Origin of the sequence: Paenibacillus sp. Y5S-9, assembly GCF_036894235.1 — a bacterium.
Classification (GTDB): Bacteria; Bacillota; Bacilli; order Paenibacillales; family Paenibacillaceae; genus Paenibacillus.
This window is the reverse complement of record NZ_CP145887.1, coordinates 5,713,966-5,740,012: the sequence shown is the minus strand read 5'-3', so window position 1 is coordinate 5,740,012 and position 26,047 is coordinate 5,713,966. Positions and strand designations below refer to the sequence as shown.

Genomic DNA, 26,047 nt, shown 5'->3' with positions numbered 1-26,047 from the left:
AGCCGAAGAGAATCGACTTAATCCCGCCAATTTACAGGTTTGGGTCAAGACATGTGGTGTACTGCAAATTGCTTCCACGTACGGAGCATATCCTCGTCTCACTTGCTTTTCTTTTTCTTTTGTTTGCGTTCATCCTGTTCCCAATGTTTCAGTAGTGGATAAGGATCGAAAGACCATTCGTGCAGTCCGCTATCCCGGTAGATCCCATAGTGCAGATGTGGAGGAAATTTGCCCTGCGTGCCCGGTTTACCGTAACCCGAACTGCCAACCCAACCCACAACCTGACCGGGGATCACAACTTCACCAATGCGTGCGCTCTTGTCAAAACCCGAGAGGTGGGCGTAATAGTGATAATGGTTGTTCAAATCCCGAATTCCGATGCGCCAGCCGCCAAACGGGTTCCAGCCTTTGATTTCCACGACCCCGTAACAGGTACTGCGCACAGGCAGGCCATGCGGAGCGAAGATATCCGTTCCCTCATGAATGCGATAACCGCCCCAGCTTCGTTTCGTCCCCCAGGTACTGCGATAGGAGTAGTTGGTTCCGAGCGGGACCGGAAAGGCATGTCCGAATAGATCCAGATTGTCAAAATGCTCATATAACTTCGCGAATTGCTGTATCCGTTGCACAGCACGGGAGTTGTGATAATATTCCCACAAGGCAATGTTGAAGTCCTCTTGTTTGTTTCCATAACCTTGAATAACCGAAGCCATGCTGTACAGCACATCCTGATCATTGTTGGCATCCGCTATACCGTCTCCTGAACCATCACGTCCATATCCTTTGAAAAAAAGAATGGATTCCGGATGTTGATCCGTCTCATCGGGATTTAGCCATCCTCTCCAGGCCGGAGGGGTCATGAAGATACCCGTAAGCCGCTCCGGATGCTTGCGATCCTTCGGGTGTGCACGGGTAATCGTTCGTTCATACTGATCAATGGCAGCAAGCCTGTACCAGGGAATCTGGGTCATCTGACCGATGGTTTCATATAAATGGCGACGTGCAGCGAAAATTTCTGCGGGTTTTAACTCGGTAGCCTGTGGTTTGGGAGCGGCCTGGGCGGGTTCACTGTAAACTTCAACAGGCAAGAATGGGAGAAGCAGAGTACCTGCAAGTAATGTTTTGATCCAAAAGCGGTACGTGTGCCTGAAGGTCAAGCGTTGTTGCACTGGGAAGCAGCCCCTTTCCATTAGAATGATACAAGGTACCCGATGAACCAAGCTAAAGGTTAGCGTTCTTCAAAAGTTCTCATTTTATCCATGTAAGCTCTTGGGGTGAATCGAATTTTACAAATTGTCCAAATCGGGCAGGAATGCACAAGATGTGACAAATGGGGGTTTTTCCAGCGCTTTCATGGTATAATATGTTCCGAGCAACAGCCTAACTTCAGTTAGAAAGAAGGTTTATGCATTGGCTAAACGTGTTAAAGAACCGAAGCCGGATTGGATTCGGATCAAATTGACAACCGGCGATAACTATCAGGAAATGAAAACGATGATGCGTTCCAAAACGCTGCATACGGTATGTGAGGAAGCACGGTGTCCGAATATTTATGAATGCTGGGCCAATCGAACGGCCACTTTTATGATTTTGGGCGACATTTGCACAAGGGCATGCCGTTTTTGCGCGGTGAATACAGGCTTGCCAACGGAGCTTGATTTGCAGGAACCAGAACGTGTGGCGGAAGCAGCAGAGCAGATGAATCTGCAACACTGCGTAATTACAAGTGTAGCCCGTGACGATCTGAAAGACGGGGGAGCTACGATTTTTGCAGAGACGGTGAAGGCTGTACGGCGGCGGTTGCCATTGTGCAGCGTTGAAGTACTCATTCCAGACTTTCTGGGCGATCGGGAATCTTTGCAGATTGTAATGGATGCCAAACCGGACATTCTGAATCACAATATTGAGACGGTTGAGCGGTTGTCAGACAAAGTGCGTGCCAAGGCGAAATATAAACGTTCACTGGAATTGCTTGCTCGTGCCAAAGAAATGCAACCTAACATCCCTACGAAATCAAGCATTATGCTTGGTGTAGGTGAGGAATATAATGAAATTTTATCAACAATGGATGATCTTCGTGCGGTGAACTGTGATATTATGACGATTGGTCAATATTTGCAGCCATCGGAGAAACATCTGTATGTTGAGAAGTATTATCCGCCAGAGGAGTTTGCTGCATTGAAACAGGAAGGATTGAAACGTGGGTTCAGCCACGTCGAGTCCGGCCCGATGGTTCGCAGCTCCTACCATGCGCATGAACAGGTGAAATCGGCTACCAAACATGCTGAACAGGCGGCAACACACGCGTGATGGAGGAAACCGGATTGGAAGAAGAAAAAATCACAGAACAGATTCAGGACCAACTTCAGGAGCAGATCCAGGAGCCGGTTCAGGAATCGGTTGTTGAATCAGTTGAGGAAAAGCCTAAAGAACCGGTCATTGTACAGATCGGCGGCAAAAATTATGAAATCGTCCAGAACCACAAAGAGGGCTGGAATCCAGAGGTCTTCCGTGATCGTTACAGTGAAGTGCTGGAGCGTTATGATTATATTATCGGGGACTGGGGTTATAGCCAGTTGAGGTTAAAAGGTTTTTACCGTGATAACCATCCAAAAGCGACGAAGGATTCCACGATCGCCAGTATGGTGGATTATATCAATGAATATTGTAATTTTGGCTGTGCGTACTTTGTGCTTCAGAAGAGCAAGGATCAGCCTCAAGCCAAAGCAAAAAGCGGTTCCTGAGAAGGACCGCTTTTTTGGTGTGTTTATTTTAGTCAAGAAATGCCGTGCGAACCCGGTTCCAGAATGGATAAGGGCGGAAACGTGCGAAACTGACCTTGTGACTGGATACCTGACAACGGACGGAGATCAGATCCTCCACCATCACGTTCACATGATCAATGGTCATCAGTAACCGCTGATCCTTGCGGGAGAAAATATCACAATGATGATGCTTGGGCAAAATAACCGGTGAACCAAGTGTCCGATAGACCCGGTTATTAATCGATGCAATCTCCGCAATCTGAATCGCCTCGATGGTTGGATGAACCATGGCACCACCAAGGGCCTTGTTGTATGCCGTGCTGCCTGATGGCGTGGATACACAGATGCCATCGCCACGGAACATTTCAAATGTCACATCGTTAATATCGACTTGGGCCACGACGGTACCGTCCACACCTTTTAACGTAAATTCATTAAGGGCGATGTAAGAGGAATTCCCCGACTTTTTGCGAATCTCAAGCTCCAATAGCGGATATTGTACAATGCGTGGTTTGAGACGCTCCGGATCTCCTTTACCACTCATCAGCCGAACTAATTCACGTAATTCTTCCTTCTTCCAATCGGCGTAAAAGCCGAGATGGCCTGTATGAACCCCAACAAAAGCAATATCCGGAATGCGGTCGATGAAATTGTGAAATGCCTGTAGCATCGTACCATCGCCCCCGATGGAGATAACAATCTCCGGCGATTCTGCATCCAGCTTGAACCCTTCTTCCTTCGCCAGCGCATGAAACTGCTGACTGAGATCAATCGATAACTGGTCTCCGCGGTCTTGAACATAGTATCTCAAGATGAAAGCTCCTTTGTGGTCATTATACTACCGATGATAATCAATTCCGCGGAAGAACACAACGTTTGGGCGCATATTCAGTTAAATATAGATGAATCGTTCACTTATTTTTGGCATGTCGTCTAGGCTTGAGAATGGAACTTAATATCGCAAGGAATAACAACAATACGATGAGGAATACAAAAACAATCATTCCGGATAAGAAAATCAGTCCCCAGTCCGGTGTATACGCAGATAAAGACGGGATGAAACCGGGCTCCATGAGAACGGGTGAAGAGGAACGCCCCATCATGGGTGTCCACAACATCAGAACCAGCATAGGTGCGATTAGCGCATGAATTGCTCTGGCAAATAGAAATGGACCGTATCTCATGGGTGTGTTGCTCAAAATACTCATAATCTGTGCATGGACGGATAATCCGCCCCAGGAGAGAACAAAGGCTGCTGCTGCGACTTTATAGACGAGAGGGATTGATGCACCGGCACTTCCGGCCTCTTTGTTCCCCAGCGTTACTTCAAATAACCCCCCGACCAAGCTAGGAGATAAGGATGGAGGAAGCCCGCTATGTCGAAGCAATTGCTCGGTTATCCCGTATAATCCACCAAGCCAACCGGTCTGTACAAGCAACTCCATCATGACCGAGAAGAATACAACCAGCCCTCCTACGATAATAATAAGGCGAAGGGATGAGGAGACTGCCTGGCGCAGCAGTTCACCGAATGCCCGTCCGTCAGCCTTTCTTGCCTCATGCATTGCATAGATGGCCCGGACCAGTCTGTTTCTATGTATTTCCCTCGGTGGAGATGTAGAAGAGATGTCTGGCTGTGAGCCTTTTGCTGTACCCCCGTGAAAACGCATGAGCATACCCACCAGAAAAGCTGCGGCGTAATGGCTCGCAACCAATACTGGAGCGATGGCGACATTATGGAAGAAGCCAACCGATACCGCTCCAATCATGAAGATCGGATCGGATGATGTCGTGAAGGCAACGAGCCGTTCTCCTTCTTCCCGGGTAACCAGCTTTTGTTCCCACAACTGAGCGGTCAGTTTCGCCCCTGTTGGATAACCGGATGCACAGCTCACGGCAAATACAAAACCACCGCTTCCGGGAACACGAAACAATGGACGCATCAGTGGATTCAGCAAGGTACCTAGAAAATGAACAATGCCAAAGCCGAGCAGCAGCTCGGACAGCACCAAAAAAGGAAAAAGGGAGGGAAACAATACGTCCCACCAGATGGACAGTCCGCGTACACCTGCATGCCAGGTTTCCGCTGGATACAAGACCATTAACACACAAAGGATCAGGAGAGCGAGTGTGACCAGGACATGGGTGAATCGTTGTGAAGCAGCCATGAATTCTTCTCCTTTATTTTTGGAATGGTCGGTGTGCGGAAGTCTGTGATGTCTATTGCCATCAATATATGAAAAAAAGTGGACAAACAGTACAAAATTATACGTGGAAAGCGCTTGCAAAAGTGGCTGTGTTTTTGAGTGATGTATGCTAAAATGAGAAAAACGCCTGAACGTCACCTAATTGTCTCCAAGGTGGAATTCAATTCGGATGGAGTGATGATCATGAGTCTTGTCACCGGAATCCTGGTCTGTGCTTTTGTATATGTGATACGTGCCTCGCTGGTACGCTCTGAGGAAGAGGACTGGCGGAGTTATTAATGGAATATCTAGTGCGCCAACCTATGCGGTTGGCGCTTTTTTTTGTTATTTTTTGAAGAAGGTCCTATATACAGATGGCAGGTTACATGTCCTGATGATTTCATGTTATATAGGACTTTTTGGTTTTTTTTGATAGAATGGAGATAAAGGCTTTTGTAGCCTGGATATTGTTACTGTTTTCACAATGTTCACGGAACGTGTAATATATGGCAAAATTCGACATCAGAAAGGGGAATCAGACGCATGAATCCCAGTTTGAGTATTTATGACAATCTTGGCGGTGAGAAAGGTGTTCGCGCACTGGTCGAGGCTTTCTATCCAATCGTTCAGCAGAATGAGCAACTGGCTCCGCTTTTCCCGGAAGATATTCAGCCGGTCATCGACAAGCAGTATATGTTTTTGTCTCAATTTTTTGGAGGACCAGGGCTGTTTTCCGAGGCATTTGGACATCCGATGATGCGTGCCCGTCATATGCATTTTGAAGTGACGGTTGAACGGGCTGAGGCTTGGCTTGCATGTATGGATCAAGCCTTAACACAGATTGGTGTGGAGGAGCCCTTGCATTCGTTTATCCTGCAGCGTTTATCCGGGCCAGCACATCATTTTGTGAATACACCGTAGTTCCGAATATGATTATAAGCGTACGGGAGAGGGATGGAAGAGATTGGAATTAGAGCCGCTATATAAGGTGAAGGTGACCTGTCATTATTGCGAAACCGAGTATGAAACCTCACGGGTAAGACCGAGTTTGAAAAGGCCCTACCGGACGGATTCGGATTTTTGTGCGTACTACAAGCTGGAGAATCCAGATTTTTATGTGGTTCGCATCTGTCCGCAGTGCGGGTTTGCCTCGACGGAGAACGCAACGGAGCATTTGAATGATGCTCAGCGCAAGGCTTTTAAGGAACAGGTCGGTAATCGCTGGGTAAAACGTGATTATAGCGGAGCACGAACACTGGAACAGGCGCTGGCTACGTACAAGCTTGCCTTGCTGTGCGCACAGGTTATTCAGGAGAAAGATCGTGTCGTCGCTGGTCTGTTGCATCATATAGCTTGGTTGTATCGTTATATGGAGGACCATGCACAGGAACATCGTTTTCTTGAATTTAGCCTTGAAGCCTATGTGAAGGTGTTCGAACGTGAAGGAACGGGTGGCAATGAAGCCAAACTGTTGTATTTGCTCGGGGAATTGAACCGCAGGGTAGGACGGTTTAATGAAGCAGTGCAATGGTTCAGCAAGGTCATTCATGACAAGCGGATCACAGATGCGGCCATGATTCGTGCTTCAAGGGAACAGTGGGCTGTGCTGCGTGAGCAGATGATTTCAAGTAAGTTGGAACTCCCTGAAGAGATGCTGGAAACAGACAAAGAGGCTGCGAAGCGCAGCCCCCTCTAGGTTGATCTTACATTAGTTACGGACAGGACGGCTGGATAACAAATAGTCACTGTCGTTGTCGATCACGGTCATGCTTGTATTACAGCAGGGAAAGACCAGTAATTTCTTTTTGCCTTCGCGAATGAGCACAAGCTCTTTGGGTTTGAGGGGGAGCAGCACGTTGCTTGCATGACAGTAGGGACATTGCTGTACATAGATGTCGCCCATCACAATATCGTAAGGCCAGCTGTTCTCAAACGGAATCATTCTTGTTCGCCTTCTGATGCGGAAGGTTTGGAGGCTTCTTGTTTGGCGAGTTCCGCAATCTTCTGCATCAGGATATGTTGGGGCATGTGCATCAGGTGCTCCAAAGGTACGCCAAGGGATTCTGCTAATTTGACGGCTGTATCAGCCGATACTTGTAAAGGTTTCATACGTTTACCTCCTGAAGGTTGCTATAAGTATTTCTCTAGTATAGAGATATGGCACGCATAAAACCAGTTTTTAATTCAATCCTAACCATCCAATTTATAGAGAGAGGTGCCTTATTAAATGAAAACGCCATTACACCCCGTATGGGATCTGGAGTCCATTTTTAGTGGAGGTTCTTCCTCCGAGACATTCACTGCGTATCTGATTGAACTGGAAGAGGATGTACGTAAACTGCAACATCTGTTGAACGAAACAGCTGCACCGACTTCATTAGAAGAGACGGCTGCGTTTGATCCCATTTTGGAACTGCTGCAAAGCTGTTATATGCGCGTATCGGAAGGTTCTGCGTTTGTATCCTGCCTTTCATCACAAAACCAGAAGGACAAAAAGGCAACGCAGCTTCAGGGCGCCATCAGTTCCCTTGGTGCGATGCTGAACGGCAGTAAATCGAAGTTCGATAATACACTCAGTCAGACATCAGATTCGGTGTGGGACGCTTGGATTGCTCGGGAAGATATTCAGCCGCTGGCATTTGTACTGAACGAGAGTCGCACGCTGGCTCGTGAGAAGCTGTCGCCTGAACTGGAAGGTCTTGCTCTGGATCTGGGTGTAGATGGTTACCATGGCTGGGGCAAATTCTACAACACGATTGTCAGCAAGGTGAACATTCCATTTGAGCAAGATGGGGAAACGGTGATGCTCTCCGCTGGACAGGCTGCCAACAAGCTGAGCGATAGTGATCGGAATGTACGCGAGACGGTATTCGCAAACTGGGAGCAAGCTTGGACCGATGTCGAAGATTTCTGTGCTGACACGCTGAATCACCTCGCGGGATTCCGTCTGAAGTTATATGAGAAACGTGGCTGGAATGATATCCTCAAAGAACCTCTGGCCATCAACCGGATGTCACGTCAGACACTGGATACGATGTGGGATGTGATTAATGGTGCCAAACCTGCACTTGTTCAATATCTGGAGCGCAAGGCAGAACTGCTGGGGGTAGACAAGCTCAGCTGGAGCGACGTAGATGCACCTGTAGGTAAATCGAGTGGCAAAATCACTTACGATGAGGCAGCCATCAATATTGTTGAACAGTTTGCCAAGTTCAGTCCTAAACTTTCCTCGTTTGCAGAGATGGCTTTTGAGAAACGCTGGATCGAAGCAGAAGACCGTCCTGGCAAGCGTCCAGGCGGATTCTGTACGTCTTTGCCACTTAGCAAAGCAACCCGAATTTTCATGACCTTCTCCGGGACACCATCTAATGTGTCGACTCTTGCGCATGAACTTGGTCATGGATATCATCAACACATTATGGAAGAGTTGCCTGCATTGAATCAACGTTATGCGATGAATGTGGCTGAGACAGCATCCACGTTTGCTGAACTGATTGTAGCAGATGCCCTTGTGCAGGCAGCAACAGATGAGCAAGAGAAGCTGGCTTTGCTGGAAGACAAGATACAGCGAAGTGTGGCTTTCTTTATGAACATCCATGCCCGGTTCCTGTTTGAGAATCGCTTCTATGAACAACGCAAAAAAGGGCTGGTCAACGCGGATGAATTATCCAGATTAATGGTGGAGGCGCAGCAGGAAGCATTCTGTGGCGTACTTGCATCAGATCATCCTCATTTCTGGGCATCCAAACTGCATTTCTATCTGACTGGTGTGCCATTCTATAATTTCCCATACACGTTCGGTTATATGTTCAGTGCGGGAATCTATGCGAGAGCACAGCAAGAAGGAACGGCATTTGCAGATAAATACGATGATTTGTTGCGGGATACAGGGCGTATGACGGTCGAAGAACTTGCTCAGAAACATCTGGGTACGGACCTGACACAACCGGAATTCTGGCAAAATGCTGCGGACTTGGTTATTGCCGATATTGAGCAGTTTCTGCAGATGACAGCAACCGAAAAATAGGTTGAATAGAATAGGTTGATAATATGAAAGAGGCTGCAATCCCCTGTTAACAGACACGGGATTGCAGCCTCTTTTTGTACAGAATCCTCATTTTTGATTCTCGAAGATTTTGTCGTAATTAAGTGAAAAAGCTCAGTTTAAGGGAGTGGAATGGCAATTAATTGTGCAAATAATAGTTAGAAATACCCAACTTTGACGTTGTTTGTTGAATGAGCACATATGATGTCATATAATGAGTCGTAAGTCCTTAATGTATAGGACTATAAGCATATAAGGAGAGTGTTAATATGAAAATTGATGAGCTTTCATTAGCGAGACAGTTGGATCTGGTATTCAAAGAACTTGATAATGAGTTATCAGGGTTAGATTCAGGGGTAGTTTTTGTGCAAATACGAAACAACGTAATTGGGAAATTCGGTATTCGACATAATCCGATAGCTGGACGAGATGGGCAGATGGATGTGGAGGAAGGGGGGCTAAACGAAACCCAAAGAACTTCTTTCCGTGCAATGGCACTGGAGACTTTGAAATTTAAACGCAATTGGACACATGGCGAAATATCGTACGACTTCACAGTAAGACAAGGTATGATTTTGGTAGATGCAACGATGGAGTCTAATTACAATATGGCAAGCTTGATGATTCGTTACCCTAGAACCAATACATACAAGGATTCAGATATGGAGTCGACCTCATAATTAGTTAAACAAGAGAAAGCGGCACTTCCGAAGAAGGCCGCTTTTGCTTTTGGATTCTGCTTAGGCTCAAGCAATAATTACGAGCTTACGAACGACCCGATAATTGCTGCTCAGCGATTTGTACCAGACGTTTAGTGATGTATCCACCCAGAGAACCTGTCTCACGGGAAGTATAGTTACCGTAGTAACCATCTTGTGGAATAGTTACACCCAGCTCTTGAGCAGCTTCAATTTTCAATTGTTGCAATGCTGCTGTTGCTTGGGGAACGACCAGGTTGTTGGAGCGGCTACCGCTACCTTGGTTTTGACTTCCGTACATATGTGTCACCTCCTTATGGGTTGGTGATGTTAGTATGGTTAGAGAATACGGAAATATACATGATATGGCGTAAGGGAAAATATGGATAACTATCAGTGCACAGGACACATAAAAAAGCCGACCCAATGCGGGTCGGCAAGTTGTATTTGGATATCAAAATATAGGGTGATATGCGTAAAAGCAAAATAGAGCATGATCAGCTCGCTTAATCTGTAGGAGGTATAACCTCAATACGTGTGAATAACTCAACAGGCTGTTCCGGTTCCAAGCGAATCAACCCGGTTTGTTCATCCGATAAAGCCAAATTAGGTGCATCCGGGAGCCAAGTGTACGGTTCAATGCACAAGAACTGATCGGATTCACCTTTGGTAAAGAGAACCCAATGTTTGAAAAATGCTTCATCTGCTGAATATTTCAATGTATATCCATCTTGCCTGCGTAAGTAAGCCGTAGCCGGTTCACCTTCGGTAGCTTTTAATAGGGTATCCCAGTTACGTCCCTGCAAATTGATGCCTTCGTTCAGAGCAGACCATTCACCCAGGGACTCCAGTTCACCTGTCGGTAGTTGTTCTTCATTCTGTCCGTATATTCCGGAAACAGGCAATTGCAGTGTCCAGTCGGCAGGTTTGCCGTCTAACAAAAACCATGTATGATATCCCATCCCAAAAGGAGCAGGCGTTGAGCTCAGATTGGTGACTCGCAGACGCTGGCTAAATACAGCGTTTTGCAGACTGAACGTCATCTCAAGTTTCAGGGGAATCGGGAATTGAGCCATCCAATGCTCTTCATTTTCGGTTAGTAATTCGGTCGTTATTGCACAGCCGTCTTCATCTTCCTCAATGTCACTGACACACCAGGATTGGGTACGATGGAGGCCGTGAATATGGTTGTCATTCGCCGTGTTCTGATCGAACTGGTAACCGACACCTTCATATTCGAATTGTCCTCGATGAATGCGCCCTGGTGGAATCAGGAGAGGAACGCCAAAATGGTACGGCTTCTGCAGATAAAAGGCAAGATCGTCTTCATCCGGACGGCGGACGACATCTCTGTCCTGCACTAAATCGCGAATAGAAATAATATTATTCCCAAGACGCGGCAGCAGGGTGATTTCCAATTCACGGCTATGTAGGATATACGTGTCGTAACCATTCCATTGGCCTTTGGTCACTTGTTTCATATCGATGCTCCTTTTCCCACTTGAAATCTGTCTGCAAGCAGTTGTGATGAAGCTACTGCTGCAGGCGTGTCATTGTGTACATGCCAGCTATTTCCTGCGCTGCTTCGTGTGAACCAGTCATCAGGATAAGCAATTCCATCATAACAGATTTCAGTGTCTCGGGTAAAAAAGTTCAACTCATTTTGACATTCGCGCCTGTGCGCATTAAGATGGAACTCTGAAAGCATTTATTAGAATTGAATGACATGAAATCGATGACAGGGATAAGTAGGCCAAGAGAATCCTCTTCAGAAAGCCGGTGGTTGATGTGAACCGGTGTGAGCTCTTTACCGAATGGACCCTTGAGTGTAGGTTTGAACAGGTTAAGCCAGAAATGGGCTTGCCCCACTAGAGTCTGCCGTATAATCCACGTTACGGAACAATGAAGGCATTTCTTCGGCTTGACTTGATTCAGGGTCAGGAGCAATCGAAGAAAAGCGAATAAGGGTGGCACCGCGGTCTCACGTCCCTTGCGGATGTGGGGTTTTTTTGCGTTCGCAGAGAATGGCAGGAGTTTTTTTATATACAATCAGGGAGGCGTTATGTGTAATGAAAACAGTACTTTCAGGTATTCAGCCAAGCGGTAAGCTCACATTGGGCAACTATATTGGTGCAATCAAAAATTTTGTAAAACTCCAGCATGACTATCAATGTCATTTCATGGTGGTTGATCTTCATGCCATCACTGTGGCTCAGGAGCCAGCAGCATTGCGGGAACAGTCGGAAGCGGTAGCTGCGCTGTTTATTGCAGCAGGTATTGATCCGTCGAAATCTAACGTATTTCTTCAATCCCATGTACCTCAGCATGCGGAATTGGGCTGGTTGATGACAACGCTGACCTCCATGGGTGAGCTTGAACGCATGACTCAGTTTAAGGATAAATCATCTGGTAAAGATTCCGTTGGTGCCGGACTGTTCGTTTATCCATCATTAATGGCGGCTGATATTTTGTTATACAATGCTGACCTTGTGCCAGTAGGCGAGGATCAGAAGCAGCATCTGGAACTGACACGTGATCTGGCAGGACGTTTTAACCACCGTTATGGGGAGTACTTCACTATTCCAGATCCGTACATCCCTCAGGTAGGTGCACGGGTAATGTCACTTGATGATGCCTCTTCGAAAATGAGCAAAAGTAACCCTAACGCTGGTAGCTATATTGCCCTGCTGGATCCGCCGGATGTGATTCGCAAAAAAATCAGCCGTGCCACTACAGATTCGGGACGTGAAGTCGTATATGATCCGGCTAACAAACCGGAAGTTAGCAATCTGATGAGTATCTACGCTGAATGTGCAGGTATGACGCTTAAGGAAGTAGCTGAGCGTTATGAAGGCAAGATGTACGGTCCGTTCAAAAAGGAACTGGCTGAAGTGGTTGTATCTGTGATTGAACCGCTACAACAACGATATAATGAGATTCGTGAGTCTGGCGAATTGACGGATATTCTGGATACGTCAGCCCGTCGTGCAGAAGAAGTTGCTGCTCAAACGTTGGATGCAGTGAAAGAACGCATGGGATTTGTTCCGAGACGTAAACAGTAGTCCTGAACAAAGATATTCATTTCATGCAATGAATAGTTAACATGAATAAAGAGGAGTCCTATTGAAGGACTCCTCTTTATTTATGCGTTCATTATTGAACTATCAAAATGACCTGCTCAAGAAGTGGGCTCTGAAGCAGCCGAGCGAACTTCCTGACGTTCTTTTTTGGCGCGAATCACAAATCCCCAGCCAATGTTGGCAATGGACAGGACAAACAGTAGTGCAGCAAACCAACCGGAGTAGGAGATCATAATTGCTGAAACCGTTAACAAGATAATCGAAGAGAATGCGAACCATAAGGATAAGCCTTTACTCATTGGGAAAAACCTCCATCTACAAATTTAGTAAAACTCCGTATAACCTGTAGCCTACGAGCCATAATAATCTTGCAAGCTTGCAATTACATTACAGACACAGATTGAAGGGAGATTATAAATATGGCTCAAGGATCTCGTTCTAACAACTTGGTGGTACCTCAGGCAAATTCAGCACTGCAACAATTGAAAATCGAGGCTGCACAGGAACTGGGTGTAACTATCCCACAAGACGGTTACTATGGTAACTACACTTCCCGTGAAACAGGATCTTTGGGTGGATATATCACCAAACGTCTGGTACAAATCGCTGAGCAGTCTCTGGCTGGGTCTGGCAAATAATTTATTTTAACCAACAGCAACAAAACAGGATAAACAGAAAGCCCGGAGCGGAAACGCTCCGGGCTTTCTCGCGTATCAGTTCCTATGTCTGATTGTGCCTTGCCATGCTCACTTCGTCAAGGGCGTGCAGATAAAAGTTTTTTATCCATTTTCTCATCGCTTAACCAGCCTACATACGTATCAATCGTTTCAAAATTCCGATCCATCACAATTACAGCGACAAATGGATATTGTTTCCGGTGTCGATAACGTACATCTGCCCAGCGAACCTTGTAACCGGCAGGCAGTTCTTCAACCTCTGCCACCGCATAGGAGGTGAAATAGAGGAAGGCGCTGACTTCCGGTGATTTGCGTGAAGCAGCAACGGCCGCATGAGTAGAAGACGAGGCGTGCAGACTCCATACCAGATTAGAACCATCCATTTTACCGATCACATAACTGCCGTCCTCAACTCGTTTAACCACATGCCAGCGGTTCCAGGATATCGTTGGAATGACGATGTATTTTGCCTGCTCTGGGCTGTTATCGAGACGTCTAACTTTTCTGACTGCTTGTGCACGAGCAATCGTTCGCCATATATAATATAAACCGGTCAAACTATACAACGTAACGAAGAGTGGTGCAGGGGCGATCAGATCAAAGGCCCATAACAGGATAGCTATGACATGTGTAGTGAATAGAAACGGATCAAAAATATGAATGATATTCCAGGCAATCCAGCGTTCCGTAAAAGGCCGGGCGGCTTGGGTTCCATAGGTGTTGAACAGATCGGTGAATACGTGAACGCCTACGGCCACAGCGGTCCAGGTGGCAACGTGACCAATAGGGACACCAGGGAATATCAGTGCAATGACGCCGGTGATGAGCAAAACCCATAACAGGAGAAATGGCAGAGAGTGTGACAAGCCCCGATGATTACGAATGTAAAGCGAATTGCTTTTGAGACGTAACGCAGTATCAATGTCAGGGGCCTGGGAACCGGCGATCGTGCCAACCATTACCGCAGCTGCAAGCATGGGACTCGCTGCGACAACAGGATCGACATAAGCCAGACCAGCTAAACCAATCCCCATGACAAAATGTGTAGAGGTATCCATAAACGTCTCCTTTGTGTGGTGTATCGTTCTAAGGCATATTACTTCTCTATCTAGGTGATACCCATATATAGTGTATAATATCCTTCTGTCAGGATGCAAAACATCCCTAATTTCAAAGTTATGACAATTTTCTGTGACATACCCAATAAATGTACGCAGTTTGTCAAACTATTTTGGCAGTTCCTATGATAAACTTTATATCGGATACAGTGAGAAAAATCGCAAGAGAACGTACGATACTATTCGAATGATATACAACGCTAAAATAATTTATGGGCATTGTTCCTTTTAACCGTTACAATAATATAGAATCTCATAAAAAGTAGGTTTCTTTGAATACATATGTCACAGTAGATGGATGAAGCGAAACAAACGTGATTTGGGTTCACATATGTATGCGTATTCATAAGAGAAGTTACAGAAGGGACGAGGAAGATGCTGAAAAAGTACAAATGGACATGGATACTGCTTGGGCTCGCACTCATTATGGCTGTGTATCTGATGTGGGGCACCGTATTTGCCAGTAAGGAAAAATTACCCGAGATTCGTGAGATCCAATCCTTTTCCATGGAAAATGTAGATGGCAGTACGGTATCACTGGAGGATACGCAAGGGAAAGTCCGTTTGTTCTACTTTTATTTCACCAGTTGTCCGGATGTCTGCCCGATTACGACCTTTACGTTATCTCAGGTGCAGGATCTGTTGAAAGAGGACGACACCTTTGGTAAAGATGTCTCATTTGTATCTATTTCATTCGACCCGAAAGTCGATACAAGAGAGAAGATTAAGACGTTTGCGGACCGTTTCCATGCGGATTATTCCGGATGGTACTTCTTGCGAGGGGATATGGACAAAACCAAACAGTTTGCCAAGGATTCATTCCAGATTCTGATTGAAGGAGAGACTAAGGACGATTTTGCCCATATGAACATGATCGGGCTGGTGGATGAGAATAACCAGCTGCGCAAGGTATATAACGCATTTAATACAGAGGCCGTTGTGCCTGCTGTGATTGCCGAGGATATTCGGAATCTGATCAACGAATAATCATCTGATCATCATACTGTAAAGGCTGCCTTCTGGTTGGATATCAACCGAAAGGCAGCCTTTTGGCATTTTTCTTTTAAAAAGAAGGGTGTTCAGGGTATTGGATGTATGTCTCTAGCCCGGCCTTCTCCAGCTGGGCAATGATATACTCATCAGGTGTTCCTTCCACCCCCGCATATCCTCGTCGTGTATACATCTGTACTGCATCCGGGAAAGCATCCCGAAGCACACCTCTAATTTTTTTGCCAGAACTGTCATTATCCATAAATAAAAAGACTTCATCATAACCGACTTGCTTGCGCAGGGTCTCCAACTTGAGGGAATTAAGTGTTCCAAACGTACACAGAATGTTGATTTCGGGTCCAACCAAACGTTTCAGTTTGCTTCGGTCATTCTTACCTTCCACAATGACATGAATAGGCATGATATTCACCTCTTGTTCGAGAGCTTATGTCGACATTCCCCGGGAAATGTTGCAGCGAAAATCGACTGATTATATAAAATGGACTCCTTTCTTTACACGACTGCTACTGGATAGAACAACCATCAAGTTTAAGGTCTTATTTCATAAGTGCATCATTAGGGAAGTAATAGCTTGCAGTGGCCGTTCCGGTTACGGATCGTTCTTCCGATCGCTGTTGTCTCCATATATTTCTGATTTACTTTTATAAAGTTAATATTTGGAGACAAAGGCGAACGCTATCGCTTCTTCAGAATCGATTCCGTCCCCTTCACTACTTTTGGCTCATCGTTCAACCTTAATGATGCTCTTCAATAAGATAAAACCTTCGGTGATTGTGAAAGATAGATCTCCCAGTTAGCTTTTATCAACGTGTAAAACATCAGTCCATTTTATATAGTTTAGCTGTAAATGGGGGAATGATGCAAAGCTAATGAAAATACTGGCCTAATTGCTGTTTATAAAGGTAAAGAGACAGAGACTGATCGGAATTTAGTTTAATATACTTTTGGGATCGGAAAGGGTAGCTTCGCGTCTGGATGTATAGTATGGAAGTAGCAGCATACCAATCATTAATAAAACAAAGGCGATGAAATAGGGTGATAACCCGACACGAAGTTGTCCGGCTGTGATGGGACCGATAAAAGAGCCGATGGAAGTGGCGATGGATTGCAGCGAGAATATGCGGCCTAATCTGCTTCCTCCGCTCAGACGGATAAATAGGGTAGCCATAGCTGGAAAGATAATGCCTTTGGACATCCCGAGTACAAATAATACGGTAGACAACGGGATTTGCGGAATGGCGGCCATTACAAAAAAACACAAGGACATCAACAGCACACCCGCAACCAGACGCAGTTTGGGGGAATACCGGTTGAGAAATAACATGCTGAGTGTGAAGAGTGCCCCAATACTTATAATAGAGAACAGCAGTCCGGTAGACATGATGGACGATTGTCCTCCGCCCCGCAGGGGTAATTCGAAGAAGAGAATCCCTTGGGCACAGGCAATCACCAGAGGCAAGGCAAAGTATCGCCAGGACACCGGCAGGAATGCACTTGTGGCATCTGCTGGTGAAACGTCAAGTTTGGCAGGTACCGTTACTTTCTCATGCTGTTTGACGATACCACGAGGCATGGTCATGAAAGCAATGACACCTGTGAGAATAAGCAGATAGCCCAATCCTGAGAATGTAGCAGAGAATCCCATGGAACCCACAATGATCGCACCGGCTGCTGGCGATACCACAGATGCGAGGGTATGTACTACCCCGTGACCCGACATATACTTCCCCTGTTTCACCGGATCGCTGGATAACTGTGCAAGCAGGGCGAGACATGCAGGAGACAGGAAGGCCAGTACAAAACCGCTGATGGAACGCAGCGCCAGCAGTTGCCATGGTGTCTGGACATAGGCTTGCAGGAGCAGGATGAATCCTGCACCGAGTAGACTAAATACAATGTAGCGGCGACTGCCATGTTTATCGATTTGTGTTCCAGCAATCAGATTGCCAGGAAGATGTGTTAAGGAATAGATGCCCATCATCCAGCCAATGAAAGTAGGGGCGGCTCCCAGCGAGATGGCAAAAGGGGTCAGAATGGGATACTGAGCGTGCAAATCAAATACGGCAAGGAACAAAAACAGGTATAGCCAGATGGCCGTTTTCACATAAGCCCCTCCTTGTTAAGCGATGCATGTTCCAATTACAGGTCTTGAACGTGTTCCCCGTTCGCCCGGCAGAACCTTATGGTACTACTTGTACGCCCGGCGGGACGAACTTAGACCGTTTATTTTTAAGGGAGAGGGCTTAGCTGACAGCAGCTTCGGAAATCATGTATAATATTCGGGAGTGTTACGAATGAATTCTAATACGGAAGGTGTAGTCATGAACATAGAAGTAATCAAAGAGTTTGTGATGCAGAACTGGCTGGTGATCGTGGTTGCATTGATCATATTGTTCTTTGTTCTGAATGTGGTCAAAACCGTATTGAAATGGGCGATTGCCATCATCATTATTGCGGCTCTACTGATATACAGCGGCATCTCCATTGATCAGATCAAACAGACAGTGACAGACGTACAATCCAGCACGATGGACACATTGAAGAAGGAAGCAACCAGCATGATGCTGAAGGAGGCTTCCAAAGCAAAATACGTCAAAGGACAGGATGGAGCGTTCACCATCACAAGTCCCAATGTGGAGATTAAGGGCAGAACTCAATCGGATAAAGTTGATGTTACTTTCCGCGGAATTTCACTTGGCGAATGGAAACTCGACAATGAAACGATACGTACGTTTGTCGAACAGGCACAGGAGAACAAAACAGCACCAGCATCGTAGTAAAGGGGGAATCGGTACGTGCTGCAGAATTGGCTGGACAGCCTAAAGGAATTGAATGGCATCACGATTATGCTGCTGCTGATTGTGGCTGCTTCATTATTGCAGGGTTGGTCCAGAGGGGCTTCGCGTTCAGCAGGCAGACTCTTTGGGTTCCTGATGGATGGCATTATGGCGGTCATTGGTATTCTGTTGTCGATCGGTTTAACGTTGTGGCTTGCGCCATATGTACAGCAGTGGCTGTCTGAGTATGCTTCAGCCATGCCTAACCGTGAGTTGAACCGGTGGGAACAGATGTATTATACGTTGGTTACGGCGATTGCAGATTTTCCGCTGATGCGGTTCGCTGTTTTATTTGTATTAAGCTATGGACTCATCCGATTGATTCTCGGGTTTCTCTCTTCATTTATTTTTAGCAGCAGGCAGGGGTCAGCCGAGGAAAGTGCGCCTAAAGGTATGTTCAGTCGGTTAACCGGTGCATTCATTGGCACGATCATAGGCTCCGTCCGCGGAATGATTGTCATTGCGGTCTTGTTCATGATTGTCAGTCTTTACCCTGGGAGCATGTTCAGCCGATATGTGGAAGCATCTCCGATCTATATGCAAGGGGCCAAATCGGTTATCGAACCGTTGTCTGGCACGTTCATCAAGGACAAGCTACCCGTATTTACGCAGGCTGTGCAGAAGGAACTGGGCGGCATCCTGCAACGCAAATATGAAGTCATCGACCATAATATTCCGACGGATATTGAATCAGCCGCGAGTGAGATTGTCAAAGGCCAATCGACAGATGAAGCCAAAGCAAGAGCACTGTACGACTGGGTAGGTTCACGTATTCAGTATGACTATGGTAAAGTGGATGACTATGAGCAAAAGGGCATATGGCATGAACAGAATCCACAGAATACATTTGATACACGCAAAGGCGTATGTATTGATTATGCCCGTCTCTACGCCGTGATGGCCCGTTCACAAGGACTTGAAGTCAAAGTTGTTACGGGACTGGGTTATAACGGCCAGGGAGGGTACGGTCCGCATGCGTGGAATGAGGTGTATTTGAGTGATTCCGAGAGCTGGGTTCCGCTTGACCCAACATGGGCGATCAGTGGAGACTGGTTTAATCCTCCGAATTTTGCCGACACCCATTTAAAGGATCAGTCAGCTTAACATTACAACGGACATGGGTCCGGAATATGACGACGTTGCCAGGTTATCATGCCGCGAAGAATCAGTTTGAGTGGTATGCATCAAGTCATGAAAGAGGTAGGATGGATGAAAAAGCATTCCAATGAGAAGGATGAACTTACAGACAAACGGCGCTTCAGTTACCGAATGAACGTATTTTTCTTCGCTTCCTTTGTTATTTTTAGCGTTATTATTGTACGCTTGGCCTTTTTGCAATTTGTGGAAGGGCCTGAACTCAGTCAGGAAGAAGCAAGTAACATTACCAAGGATGTACCACTTCCTCCTGTGCGAGGCACGATCTATGATTCCACAGGTGAAGTGAAGCTGGCTTATTCCAAGCCCATTCAGTCTCTCTATCTGACGCTTTATAAAAACTATGGGGATGTTGATGGGAAACCGAGTCCTAACATAGGGGAAGTACAGGATATTGCAACCCGGTTGCATGATGTATTTGAACAGTACAAGCTGAAGGATTCAGAGTCACTTACAGTGGAGAAAATTATTGAAGAGATGGACTTGAACTCCCGCAAAGCGAACGGTTTTATGCCGCGTCTGATCAAGAGTGATCTGTCCGAGGAAGAAGTCGCTTATTTCCTGCAACATAAGGACGAGTTCAAAGGTATTCAGATCGTCGAAGAGAGTGTACGTTTCTACGATCCGGATACGGTAGCGGTTCAGACAATCGGTTATCTGAAGAAGTTTAGAAGTTCGAAGTCCTTGGACAAATACAAAGAGGTGGACGAGGCCAATAAAACGCAAACGGACCCGGGCCTGGTGTATACGGAAAATGAATTTGTAGGCTTTGATGGACTGGAACTGCAATATCAAGATGCTCTTCGCGGAAAAAGCGGATATACATCCGTTGATGTTGATTTGCGTAATTTGCCTGAAGGTGTAGCAGGTTCTACCCCGCCGCAGAAAGGTTACGACCTGATTTCCAGCATTAACAAGAACGTCCAGGTGAAAACAGAACAGGCCATTCTGGATCAGTTGAGTTGGCTTCATCGGAATCAGGTTTCCGGTCGATTGCATCCCAATGCCAAGACCGGATTTGCGGTTGCGATGGAAGTGGATACGGGGAAAATCGTATCTGCTGCCAGTATGCCAGATTATGATACCAACATCTGGAGAACAGGCAGTATCACCAATGATCAGTATGATGATATCAAATATGTGTATCAAAATGGTACGATTCGTTCATTCCCTCCGGATGACTCTAAAAAGCGAGCTGAATCGATCGTGCTACTCGGTTCCACCATCAAACCGCTCAGTGTCTTGATCGGTTTGAAAGAAGGTTTCTTCACTACCAATACGGTTTATTCGGATAGAGGTTCAACGACCTTTGGTGGGGACAATCGCAGAGTGCAGAACTCATCAGGGCATGTGTATGGTGCAATGTATCCTCGTGATGCGATTCGTCATTCCTCGAACGTATTCATGATTGATGAGATTGGGAAGAAGATGTACTCAAAATACGGTGCGACCGGAATTGACAAATGGGATGAATACATGAAGCAGTTCGGCCTTGGGGTATCTACAGGGGTTGATCTGCCGAATGAATTTCTGGGCATACGGGATTACATGAACGACACGGAAAGCTCGCTGACTCGTCTCGTGTATGGTTCCTTTGGACAGCAGGGAAAATACACAACCATGCAGTTAGCACAGTACACGACAATGCTGGCGAACAAAGGAAAACGGATGGAGCCACAACTGGTTAGAGAATTCCGGGATTCGGAAGGCAACGTGGTCGAGAAAGTAAAACCGAAGGTACTCAGCACGGTGGAGTTTAACGATGCCTACTGGAATGAAGTACAACGAGGCATGGCAACCGAGGTATCTGCATTTAGCGGATTCCCTTATGACTTTGCCAGAAAAACAGGAACATCGACACAGGTAGTAGGCGGTAAACTGGTGGATAACGGTGTATTTATCGCCTATGCACCACGTAATAATCCAAAGCTTGCTGTCGCTGTGGTTATCCCCGAAGGGGGCTTTGGATCGAGCAGTGCGGCTCCGGTTGCACGTGCGATCTTCGATGCCTATGACGAGGAATTCGGTCTCGACGGTGTACCGAAAAAGGACAAAAATAAAGATTCAGATTCGGAATCAGGCACACAGTGATGTGAGGCATTGGTTACAGAGGGGACCCTTCGTGGGTCCTCTTTTTTGTTTTACGTGGAGAATGGATCATAAGAGTGAACTAATTAGTTGCATTAATATGTAACCATATGAGATGTACCACGTTTATATAAGGGAAGGGGAAACGCGATCCGAAAAACGGGATAACGTTGATATGTCAGTGTTTACATTGTAATCGGTAGATGGGTAGTGTAACGGTTCTGTTTACGAAAATGTAACCAAATATTGAAAGACTTGACAGCTAACCTTTGGTAGACTTGGTTGAGAAAGGATTAAATTTTGGATTGAACGCGTTCACAAGACGGATTAAATATTTTTATTTTTATAGAGGAACGGGAGAGGCTTAAAACATGTTTAACCGATTGAGGAAGAAACCCATGACTGAGGAAGATACACCCGTCAACAAGCCTTCCACCGCAAGGCTGAATCTGTTTTTTTTCGCGGCATTTGTCATATTCAGTATCCTAATTTTCAGATTGGCCTTTGTACAATTTGTGGAGGGTCCTGAACTGACGTATATGGAAACGAGTCGCAATACCAAGGATATTCCCCTCGCACCTGTTCGTGGTCCCATCTATGATGCTACGGGAGAAATTGCGCTTGCTTACTCGGAACCTGTGCAGTCCCTCTATGTGTTGTTGTATGAGGATTATCGAAATGATGAACGTAGACAGGAAGCAGAGGAACTTGCTCATGATTTGGCGGCTGTGTTTAAGCAGTTTAATCCAGGGGACAAAGAGCAGCCGGATGCGGAAGAGATCATCAAACGATTGGATCTCAAATCTCAGAAGGCACATGGGTATACCCCTCGCCTAGTGAAGTCGGATCTAAACACGAAAGAAATTGCTTATTTTATGGAGAAGAAGGCGGAGTATCCAGGTGCCATGGTACTGGAAGAAAACATTCGAAAATATGATTCGGATAGAGTTGCCGTCCAGGTGATTGGATATACAAGAGAGTTCAAAGGTCAACAGGAAAACTTGAAAAAATATATAGAAATAAGCAAGGCGGAGGCAACAGAACGTGATCCTGGACTGCGCTATACCCAACAAGAAAAGGTTGGAGTTGATGGTCTGGAATTTCAATATCAGGAAGAGCTCCGTGGACGTAGCGGTTACCAATCCATAGATATTAATTCACGTAATTTGCCAGAGGGGACGATGAAACAAACTCCACCGGAAAAAGGCTACAGTCTGGTCTCCACCATTAACAAGGAAATTCAGTTGGCCGCACAAGAGGCGATAACAGACGAATTGCGCAGACTTCCCAAGGCAATTACCGGATACGCAGTAGCCATGGAAGTGGATACGGGAAATGTTGTCGCTATGGCAAGTATGCCGGATTATGATCCGAACGATTGGGATTATGACAAAATCAAATTTGTGTTCCGGAATGGAACCACCGAGTCGTTCCCGCCGAATGATGCCAAGCCTAGACGGGCGGAATCCGTTGTTCTTCTTGGATCGGTCATCAAACCGCTAAGTGTGCTTATTGGATTGAAAGAGGGATTATTTACAGCAGGACAGACCTATCATGATCCGGGATATGCCATTCTGGGGAAAGACGGACGACAAGTGAGGAACTCGCATTCTGCGTATAATGGTTCCATTACCGCCAGAAAAGCGATCGAGAAATCGTCCAATGCGTTTATGATCGATATGGTGGGTAAACGTTTGCTGAGTAAATATGGCTCGATTGAGGGTGTTAAAGTGTGGGACGAACACATGAAAGAATTCGGATTGGGTGTGTCTACGGGTATCGATTTACCCAATGAATACCTAGGTACTTTGGAATATAATAATGATGAATATGAATCAGCTCTAACACGTTTGGCATTTGCCTCGTTTGGGCAGCAAGCCAAGTACACCACGATGCAACTCGCACAATATACCACCATGCTTGCCAATAAAGGCAAACGGATGGAACCACATCTGGTGAAGGAAATCCGTGACGCGGACGGCAATGTGGTGAAAGAGATCAAACCTAAGGTGCTTAATGAAGTTGATTTTGCCGATGCGCACTGGAATGAAGTTCATAAAGGTATGGTTACCAAAGTAAGCTCATTTGACGGTTTCCCTTACGATTATGCTCGGAAAACAGGAACATCAGAGCAGGGGACCGGACCGAACAAAAAAGAGAATGGTGTATTTATTGCCTTTGCACCTCGAGATAATCCGAAGCTTGCTGTCGCTGTTGTTGTACCGGAAGGTGGGTTCGGGTCAGTCAGTGCCTCGCCGATTGCACGGAAAATCTTCGATGCATACGATGAAGTGTATGGTCTCGATGGAACGCCAAAAGGTAAGAAAGACGAAGGAAAAGACAACGAGTAATGTAAAAGAAATGCCGCAGATGTAGCGCTTTTACATCACCTCCGACAGGTTAATGAAGTGAACAACATATGAATTTGGACAGGCAGGGGAAATAATCCCTTGCCTTTTTTTTTGGCTTCGGATAAAATTTGCACAAGGGAAACATTATTAGTCTTGATTAAAACTTAATACCTTGTACAACAAAATTAGATGCAGACAAGTATTTTAGGAGAGGGAAAGGGGACGGTTGATTTGTTAATGGTGAAAATGAGGAGTATTCAGAGGGGGTTCATTACGCTAGCGGCTCTGGTTCTGATGGTTGTACTTACGGCATGTTCCAGTGATGCAGAGACGAGCAGTGCTGGCAAGCTTCAAGTAACCGCTACAACGGGAATGATCGCTGACGTAGCACGTGAGGTAGGCGGGGCATATGTTGATGTTACCGGGTTAATGGGCCCGGGAGTTGATCCCCACTTGTACAAGGCATCCCAAGGTGATATTCGCAAGCTGGAACAAGCCAAAGTCATTTTCTATAATGGACTGCATCTCGAAGGCAAAATGACAGATATTTTGGAGAAAATGTCCTCAAGTAAACGGGTTACTGCTGTTACAGAGACTATTCCAGTTGAGGAGTTACATTCAGGCAAAGATACAGGTGGCACCGAATATGATCCACACGTCTGGTTTAACGTCAGCCACTGGATGCATGCGGCAGAAGCCGTACGCGATACGCTCGTGGAGGCGGACCCGGACCATGCGGAAGAATACAAAGCTCAGGCAGAGGCGTATCTGGCGAAGCTCGAAGCACTGGATGCCGAGGTGCGCGAGAAGATTCTGGAGATTCCGGAAGCAAGCAGGGTATTGGTTACGGCGCATGATGCATTTGGATATTTTGGTCAGGCTTATGGCATGAAAGTGATGGGGCTTCAGGGCATCAGTACAGCAGCCGAATACGGTGCAAAAGATGTTAGCGAACTGCGGGATTACCTCGTAGATAACCATATCAAAGCAGTATTTGTTGAATCGAGTGTGCCTGCAAAAGCGATGGAAGCCATTATTGCCGGAGCAGCTCAAAAAGGGCATACAGTTAACATTGGTGGAGAACTGTTCTCGGATGCCATGGGGGCTGAAGGAACGGAAGAAGGCACATATATCGGTATGATTCGCCACAATGTTGAGACGATTGTAGAAGCCCTAAAATAATGAATCACATGAAGAGAGGAGTTACAGGATTATGGAAGATACAATTTTATCGAAACAAACTCCTACAAATCTGAACAACAGTCACTTGCAGGGAACGCAGCCAACATCGGCTCCTCTTAGTGTGAGGGATCTGGCTGTTGCGTATCACAAAAAGCCGGTGCTTAGCAGCGTATCCTTCGATATTCCGGAAGGACAGCTCATCGGAATTCTCGGACCAAATGGTGCAGGGAAATCCACCCTGATCAAAGCTGTTCTGGGACTGGTACCGAAGATGCATGGAGAGGTTCGGATCTTCGGACAGTCGTACAGGGAACAACGTCGCCGCATCGGTTATGTGCCCCAACGGGAATCGGTGGACTGGGATTTCCCTACGCATGCGCTTGATGTGGTGATGATGGGACGGTATGGTCATCTGGGCTGGTTCCGTCGTCCGGGGAAAAAGGAGCGGGACTTGGCGGCACACTGCCTGGAGCAAGTAGGCATGGGTGATTACATGTACCGCCAGATCAGTCAGCTGTCCGGTGGACAGCAGCAGCGTGTCTTTCTGGCGCGGGCACTCGTACAAGACGCAGATCTGTATTTCATGGATGAGCCATTTGCAGGTGTCGATGCCACCACGGAGAAAGCGATCATTTCGCTTTTGGAACAGTTGAAGAAACAAGGCAAGACGGTACTGGTTGTTCACCATGATCTGGCGACAGTCGAGGAATACTTCGACCATGTGCTGCTGCTCAATGGACGACTGGTGGCAGGTGGACCGACAAGTGAAGTATTTGTACCGGATACACTGCAAGAGACGTACGGAGGCCGGATTGCGATGATCGGAAGCCGGACGGAGAAAGGCCAGGTGTAGT

The 26,047-nt window shown here is 46.3% G+C and carries 27 protein-coding genes and 1 other annotated feature; of the genes, 16 read left to right on the top strand and 11 right to left on the bottom strand.

Annotation, left to right across the window (positions count from 1 at the left end):
* Positions 1 to 98: 98 nt before the first annotated feature.
* The gene (locus tag V6669_RS25275; RefSeq protein WP_338588504.1) at positions 99 to 1,169 is read right to left on the bottom strand and encodes a M23 family metallopeptidase; all 1,071 of its coding nucleotides are present in this window, start codon (positions 1,167 to 1,169) and stop codon (positions 99 to 101) included.
* 241 nt (positions 1,170 to 1,410) lie between these two features.
* Here V6669_RS25275 and lipA point away from each other — a divergent pair, with 241 nt between their 5' ends.
* Positions 1,411 to 2,310, top strand: coding sequence for a lipoyl synthase (gene lipA / locus V6669_RS25270; RefSeq protein WP_017692371.1), 900 nt, complete (start codon positions 1,411 to 1,413; stop codon positions 2,308 to 2,310).
* 14 nt (positions 2,311 to 2,324) lie between these two features.
* Complete coding sequence (locus V6669_RS25265) at positions 2,325 to 2,744, top strand: YutD-like domain-containing protein (RefSeq protein ID WP_235200693.1); 420 nt, start codon at positions 2,325 to 2,327, stop codon at positions 2,742 to 2,744.
* 28 nt (positions 2,745 to 2,772) lie between these two features.
* Here the strand turns inward: V6669_RS25265 and V6669_RS25260 are convergent, their stop codons facing one another.
* Both V6669_RS25260 and ylbJ read right to left on the bottom strand, forming a co-directional pair.
* Entirely contained in the window at positions 2,773 to 3,576 is an 804-nt protein-coding gene (locus tag V6669_RS25260; protein ID WP_036673293.1) for an NAD kinase, read from the bottom strand.
* A 100-nt stretch (positions 3,577 to 3,676) separates the two neighbouring features.
* Entirely contained in the window at positions 3,677 to 4,933 is a 1,257-nt protein-coding gene (gene ylbJ / locus V6669_RS25255) for a sporulation integral membrane protein YlbJ (protein ID WP_338588503.1), read from the bottom strand.
* Positions 4,934 to 5,086: 153 nt separating this feature from the next.
* Here ylbJ and V6669_RS25250 point away from each other — a divergent pair, with 153 nt between their 5' ends.
* The 3 genes from V6669_RS25250 (at position 5,087) to V6669_RS25240 (ending at position 6,647) form a co-directional block, all read left to right on the top strand.
* Entirely contained in the window at positions 5,087 to 5,251 is a 165-nt protein-coding gene (locus V6669_RS25250; protein ID WP_155984997.1) for a hypothetical protein, read from the top strand.
* Between the two features lie 243 nt (positions 5,252 to 5,494).
* Entirely contained in the window at positions 5,495 to 5,872 is a 378-nt protein-coding gene (locus tag V6669_RS25245; protein ID WP_036605723.1) for a globin, read from the top strand.
* Positions 5,873 to 5,915: 43 nt separating this feature from the next.
* Positions 5,916 to 6,647 carry a DUF2225 domain-containing protein gene (locus tag V6669_RS25240; RefSeq protein ID WP_338588502.1) on the top strand — a complete coding sequence of 244 codons (732 nt, stop codon included), beginning with the start codon at positions 5,916 to 5,918 and terminating at the stop codon, positions 6,645 to 6,647.
* A 12-nt stretch (positions 6,648 to 6,659) separates the two neighbouring features.
* On the opposite strand, the gene V6669_RS25235 is transcribed toward V6669_RS25240, so the two are convergent.
* Positions 6,660 to 6,893 carry a hypothetical protein gene (locus V6669_RS25235; RefSeq protein ID WP_017692378.1) on the bottom strand — a complete coding sequence of 78 codons (234 nt, stop codon included), beginning with the start codon at positions 6,891 to 6,893 and terminating at the stop codon, positions 6,660 to 6,662.
* Complete coding sequence (locus V6669_RS25230) at positions 6,890 to 7,060, bottom strand: YycC family protein (RefSeq protein ID WP_338588501.1); 171 nt, start codon at positions 7,058 to 7,060, stop codon at positions 6,890 to 6,892. The genes V6669_RS25235 and V6669_RS25230 overlap by 4 nt, the downstream gene beginning before the upstream one ends.
* 118 nt (positions 7,061 to 7,178) lie before the next feature.
* Here V6669_RS25230 and V6669_RS25225 point away from each other — a divergent pair, with 118 nt between their 5' ends.
* A complete protein-coding gene (locus V6669_RS25225; RefSeq protein ID WP_338588500.1) occupies positions 7,179 to 8,978 on the top strand; it encodes a M3 family oligoendopeptidase in 1,800 nt (599 codons plus the stop codon).
* Between the two features lie 287 nt (positions 8,979 to 9,265).
* Positions 9,266 to 9,676 carry a hypothetical protein gene (locus tag V6669_RS25220; RefSeq protein ID WP_017692381.1) on the top strand — a complete coding sequence of 137 codons (411 nt, stop codon included), beginning with the start codon at positions 9,266 to 9,268 and terminating at the stop codon, positions 9,674 to 9,676.
* Between the two features lie 85 nt (positions 9,677 to 9,761).
* Here the strand turns inward: V6669_RS25220 and V6669_RS25215 are convergent, their stop codons facing one another.
* Positions 9,762 to 9,995 carry an alpha/beta-type small acid-soluble spore protein gene (locus V6669_RS25215; RefSeq protein ID WP_047841310.1) on the bottom strand — a complete coding sequence of 78 codons (234 nt, stop codon included), beginning with the start codon at positions 9,993 to 9,995 and terminating at the stop codon, positions 9,762 to 9,764.
* Between the two features lie 205 nt (positions 9,996 to 10,200).
* A complete protein-coding gene (locus V6669_RS25210; RefSeq protein WP_133387432.1) occupies positions 10,201 to 11,175 on the bottom strand; it encodes an aldose 1-epimerase in 975 nt (324 codons plus the stop codon).
* 245 nt (positions 11,176 to 11,420) lie between these two features.
* Positions 11,421 to 11,688 (top strand) — a binding site (T-box leader).
* Between the two features lie 75 nt (positions 11,689 to 11,763).
* Here V6669_RS25210 and trpS point away from each other — a divergent pair.
* The gene (gene trpS / locus V6669_RS25205; protein ID WP_338588499.1) at positions 11,764 to 12,756 is read left to right on the top strand and encodes a tryptophan--tRNA ligase; all 993 of its coding nucleotides are present in this window, start codon (positions 11,764 to 11,766) and stop codon (positions 12,754 to 12,756) included.
* A gap of 116 nt (positions 12,757 to 12,872) precedes the next feature.
* On the opposite strand, the gene V6669_RS25200 is transcribed toward trpS, so the two are convergent.
* On the bottom strand, positions 12,873 to 13,073 hold the full coding sequence (locus tag V6669_RS25200) for a hypothetical protein (RefSeq protein ID WP_017692385.1): 201 nt from the start codon (positions 13,071 to 13,073) through the stop codon (positions 12,873 to 12,875).
* Positions 13,074 to 13,193: 120 nt separating this feature from the next.
* On the opposite strand from V6669_RS25200, the gene V6669_RS25195 reads away from it, so the two are divergent.
* Complete coding sequence (locus V6669_RS25195; RefSeq protein WP_017692386.1) at positions 13,194 to 13,412, top strand: alpha/beta-type small acid-soluble spore protein; 219 nt, start codon at positions 13,194 to 13,196, stop codon at positions 13,410 to 13,412.
* 116 nt (positions 13,413 to 13,528) lie between these two features.
* On the opposite strand, the gene V6669_RS25190 is transcribed toward V6669_RS25195, so the two are convergent.
* Positions 13,529 to 14,509, bottom strand: coding sequence for a metal-dependent hydrolase (locus V6669_RS25190; protein ID WP_338588498.1), 981 nt, complete (start codon positions 14,507 to 14,509; stop codon positions 13,529 to 13,531).
* A gap of 435 nt (positions 14,510 to 14,944) precedes the next feature.
* On the opposite strand from V6669_RS25190, the gene V6669_RS25185 reads away from it, so the two are divergent.
* Positions 14,945 to 15,556 (top strand): SCO family protein, encoded by a 612-nt coding sequence (locus V6669_RS25185; RefSeq protein WP_338588497.1) that lies wholly within the window; start codon positions 14,945 to 14,947, stop codon positions 15,554 to 15,556.
* 76 nt (positions 15,557 to 15,632) lie between these two features.
* On the opposite strand, the gene V6669_RS25180 is transcribed toward V6669_RS25185, so the two are convergent.
* Positions 15,633 to 15,980, bottom strand: a complete 348-nt coding sequence (locus tag V6669_RS25180; protein ID WP_062837991.1) for a toprim domain-containing protein — start codon at positions 15,978 to 15,980, stop codon at positions 15,633 to 15,635.
* Positions 15,981 to 16,508: 528 nt separating this feature from the next.
* On the bottom strand, positions 16,509 to 17,684 hold the full coding sequence (locus V6669_RS25175) for an MFS transporter (RefSeq protein ID WP_338588496.1): 1,176 nt from the start codon (positions 17,682 to 17,684) through the stop codon (positions 16,509 to 16,511).
* A 190-nt stretch (positions 17,685 to 17,874) separates the two neighbouring features.
* Here V6669_RS25175 and V6669_RS25170 point away from each other — a divergent pair, with 190 nt between their 5' ends.
* The 6 genes from V6669_RS25170 to V6669_RS25145 all read left to right on the top strand — a co-directional run bounded on the left by V6669_RS25170 (position 17,875) and on the right by V6669_RS25145 (position 26,046).
* Positions 17,875 to 18,357 (top strand): ATPase, encoded by a 483-nt coding sequence (locus V6669_RS25170; RefSeq protein ID WP_174806458.1) that lies wholly within the window; start codon positions 17,875 to 17,877, stop codon positions 18,355 to 18,357.
* An 18-nt stretch (positions 18,358 to 18,375) separates the two neighbouring features.
* Positions 18,376 to 19,521, top strand: a complete 1,146-nt coding sequence (locus tag V6669_RS25165) for a transglutaminase domain-containing protein (protein ID WP_124117457.1) — start codon at positions 18,376 to 18,378, stop codon at positions 19,519 to 19,521.
* A 105-nt stretch (positions 19,522 to 19,626) separates the two neighbouring features.
* Complete coding sequence (locus tag V6669_RS25160) at positions 19,627 to 21,663, top strand: penicillin-binding transpeptidase domain-containing protein (RefSeq protein WP_338588495.1); 2,037 nt, start codon at positions 19,627 to 19,629, stop codon at positions 21,661 to 21,663.
* Between the two features lie 395 nt (positions 21,664 to 22,058).
* The gene (locus V6669_RS25155) at positions 22,059 to 24,011 is read left to right on the top strand and encodes a penicillin-binding protein 2 (RefSeq protein ID WP_338588494.1); all 1,953 of its coding nucleotides are present in this window, start codon (positions 22,059 to 22,061) and stop codon (positions 24,009 to 24,011) included.
* Between the two features lie 237 nt (positions 24,012 to 24,248).
* Positions 24,249 to 25,193, top strand: a complete 945-nt coding sequence (locus V6669_RS25150; RefSeq protein WP_338595045.1) for a zinc ABC transporter substrate-binding protein — start codon at positions 24,249 to 24,251, stop codon at positions 25,191 to 25,193.
* Between the two features lie 31 nt (positions 25,194 to 25,224).
* Positions 25,225 to 26,046 (top strand): metal ABC transporter ATP-binding protein, encoded by an 822-nt coding sequence (locus V6669_RS25145; protein WP_338588493.1) that lies wholly within the window; start codon positions 25,225 to 25,227, stop codon positions 26,044 to 26,046.
* Position 26,047: the final 1 nt, after the last annotated feature.

What these genes read in the sequence shown, in the direction of transcription:
- V6669_RS25200 (WP_017692385.1), bottom strand. Translation starts at nt 13,073, where the DNA reads ATGAGTAAAGGCTTATCCTTATGGTTCGCATTCTCTTCGATTATCTTG.
- trpS (WP_338588499.1), top strand. Translation starts at nt 11,764, where the DNA reads ATGAAAACAGTACTTTCAGGTATTCAGCCAAGCGGTAAGCTCACATTG.
- V6669_RS25250 (WP_155984997.1), top strand. Translation starts at nt 5,087, where the DNA reads ATGAGAAAAACGCCTGAACGTCACCTAATTGTCTCCAAGGTGGAATTC.
- ylbJ (WP_338588503.1), bottom strand. Translation starts at nt 4,933, where the DNA reads ATGGCTGCTTCACAACGATTCACCCATGTCCTGGTCACACTCGCTCTC.
- V6669_RS25145 (WP_338588493.1), top strand. Translation starts at nt 25,225, where the DNA reads ATGGAAGATACAATTTTATCGAAACAAACTCCTACAAATCTGAACAAC.
- V6669_RS25225 (WP_338588500.1), top strand. Translation starts at nt 7,179, where the DNA reads ATGAAAACGCCATTACACCCCGTATGGGATCTGGAGTCCATTTTTAGT.
- V6669_RS25155 (WP_338588494.1), top strand. Translation starts at nt 22,059, where the DNA reads ATGACTGAGGAAGATACACCCGTCAACAAGCCTTCCACCGCAAGGCTG.
- V6669_RS25230 (WP_338588501.1), bottom strand. Translation starts at nt 7,060, where the DNA reads ATGAAACCTTTACAAGTATCGGCTGATACAGCCGTCAAATTAGCAGAA.
- V6669_RS25235 (WP_017692378.1), bottom strand. Translation starts at nt 6,893, where the DNA reads ATGATTCCGTTTGAGAACAGCTGGCCTTACGATATTGTGATGGGCGAC.
- V6669_RS25210 (WP_133387432.1), bottom strand. Translation starts at nt 11,175, where the DNA reads ATGAAACAAGTGACCAAAGGCCAATGGAATGGTTACGACACGTATATC.
- V6669_RS25245 (WP_036605723.1), top strand. Translation starts at nt 5,495, where the DNA reads ATGAATCCCAGTTTGAGTATTTATGACAATCTTGGCGGTGAGAAAGGT.
- V6669_RS25150 (WP_338595045.1), top strand. Translation starts at nt 24,249, where the DNA reads ATGGTGAAAATGAGGAGTATTCAGAGGGGGTTCATTACGCTAGCGGCT.
- V6669_RS25180 (WP_062837991.1), bottom strand. Translation starts at nt 15,980, where the DNA reads ATGCCTATTCATGTCATTGTGGAAGGTAAGAATGACCGAAGCAAACTG.
- V6669_RS25160 (WP_338588495.1), top strand. Translation starts at nt 19,627, where the DNA reads ATGAAAAAGCATTCCAATGAGAAGGATGAACTTACAGACAAACGGCGC.
- V6669_RS25190 (WP_338588498.1), bottom strand. Translation starts at nt 14,509, where the DNA reads ATGGATACCTCTACACATTTTGTCATGGGGATTGGTTTAGCTGGTCTG.
- V6669_RS25170 (WP_174806458.1), top strand. Translation starts at nt 17,875, where the DNA reads ATGAATTCTAATACGGAAGGTGTAGTCATGAACATAGAAGTAATCAAA.
- V6669_RS25215 (WP_047841310.1), bottom strand. Translation starts at nt 9,995, where the DNA reads ATGTACGGAAGTCAAAACCAAGGTAGCGGTAGCCGCTCCAACAACCTG.
- V6669_RS25185 (WP_338588497.1), top strand. Translation starts at nt 14,945, where the DNA reads ATGCTGAAAAAGTACAAATGGACATGGATACTGCTTGGGCTCGCACTC.
- V6669_RS25220 (WP_017692381.1), top strand. Translation starts at nt 9,266, where the DNA reads ATGAAAATTGATGAGCTTTCATTAGCGAGACAGTTGGATCTGGTATTC.
- V6669_RS25195 (WP_017692386.1), top strand. Translation starts at nt 13,194, where the DNA reads ATGGCTCAAGGATCTCGTTCTAACAACTTGGTGGTACCTCAGGCAAAT.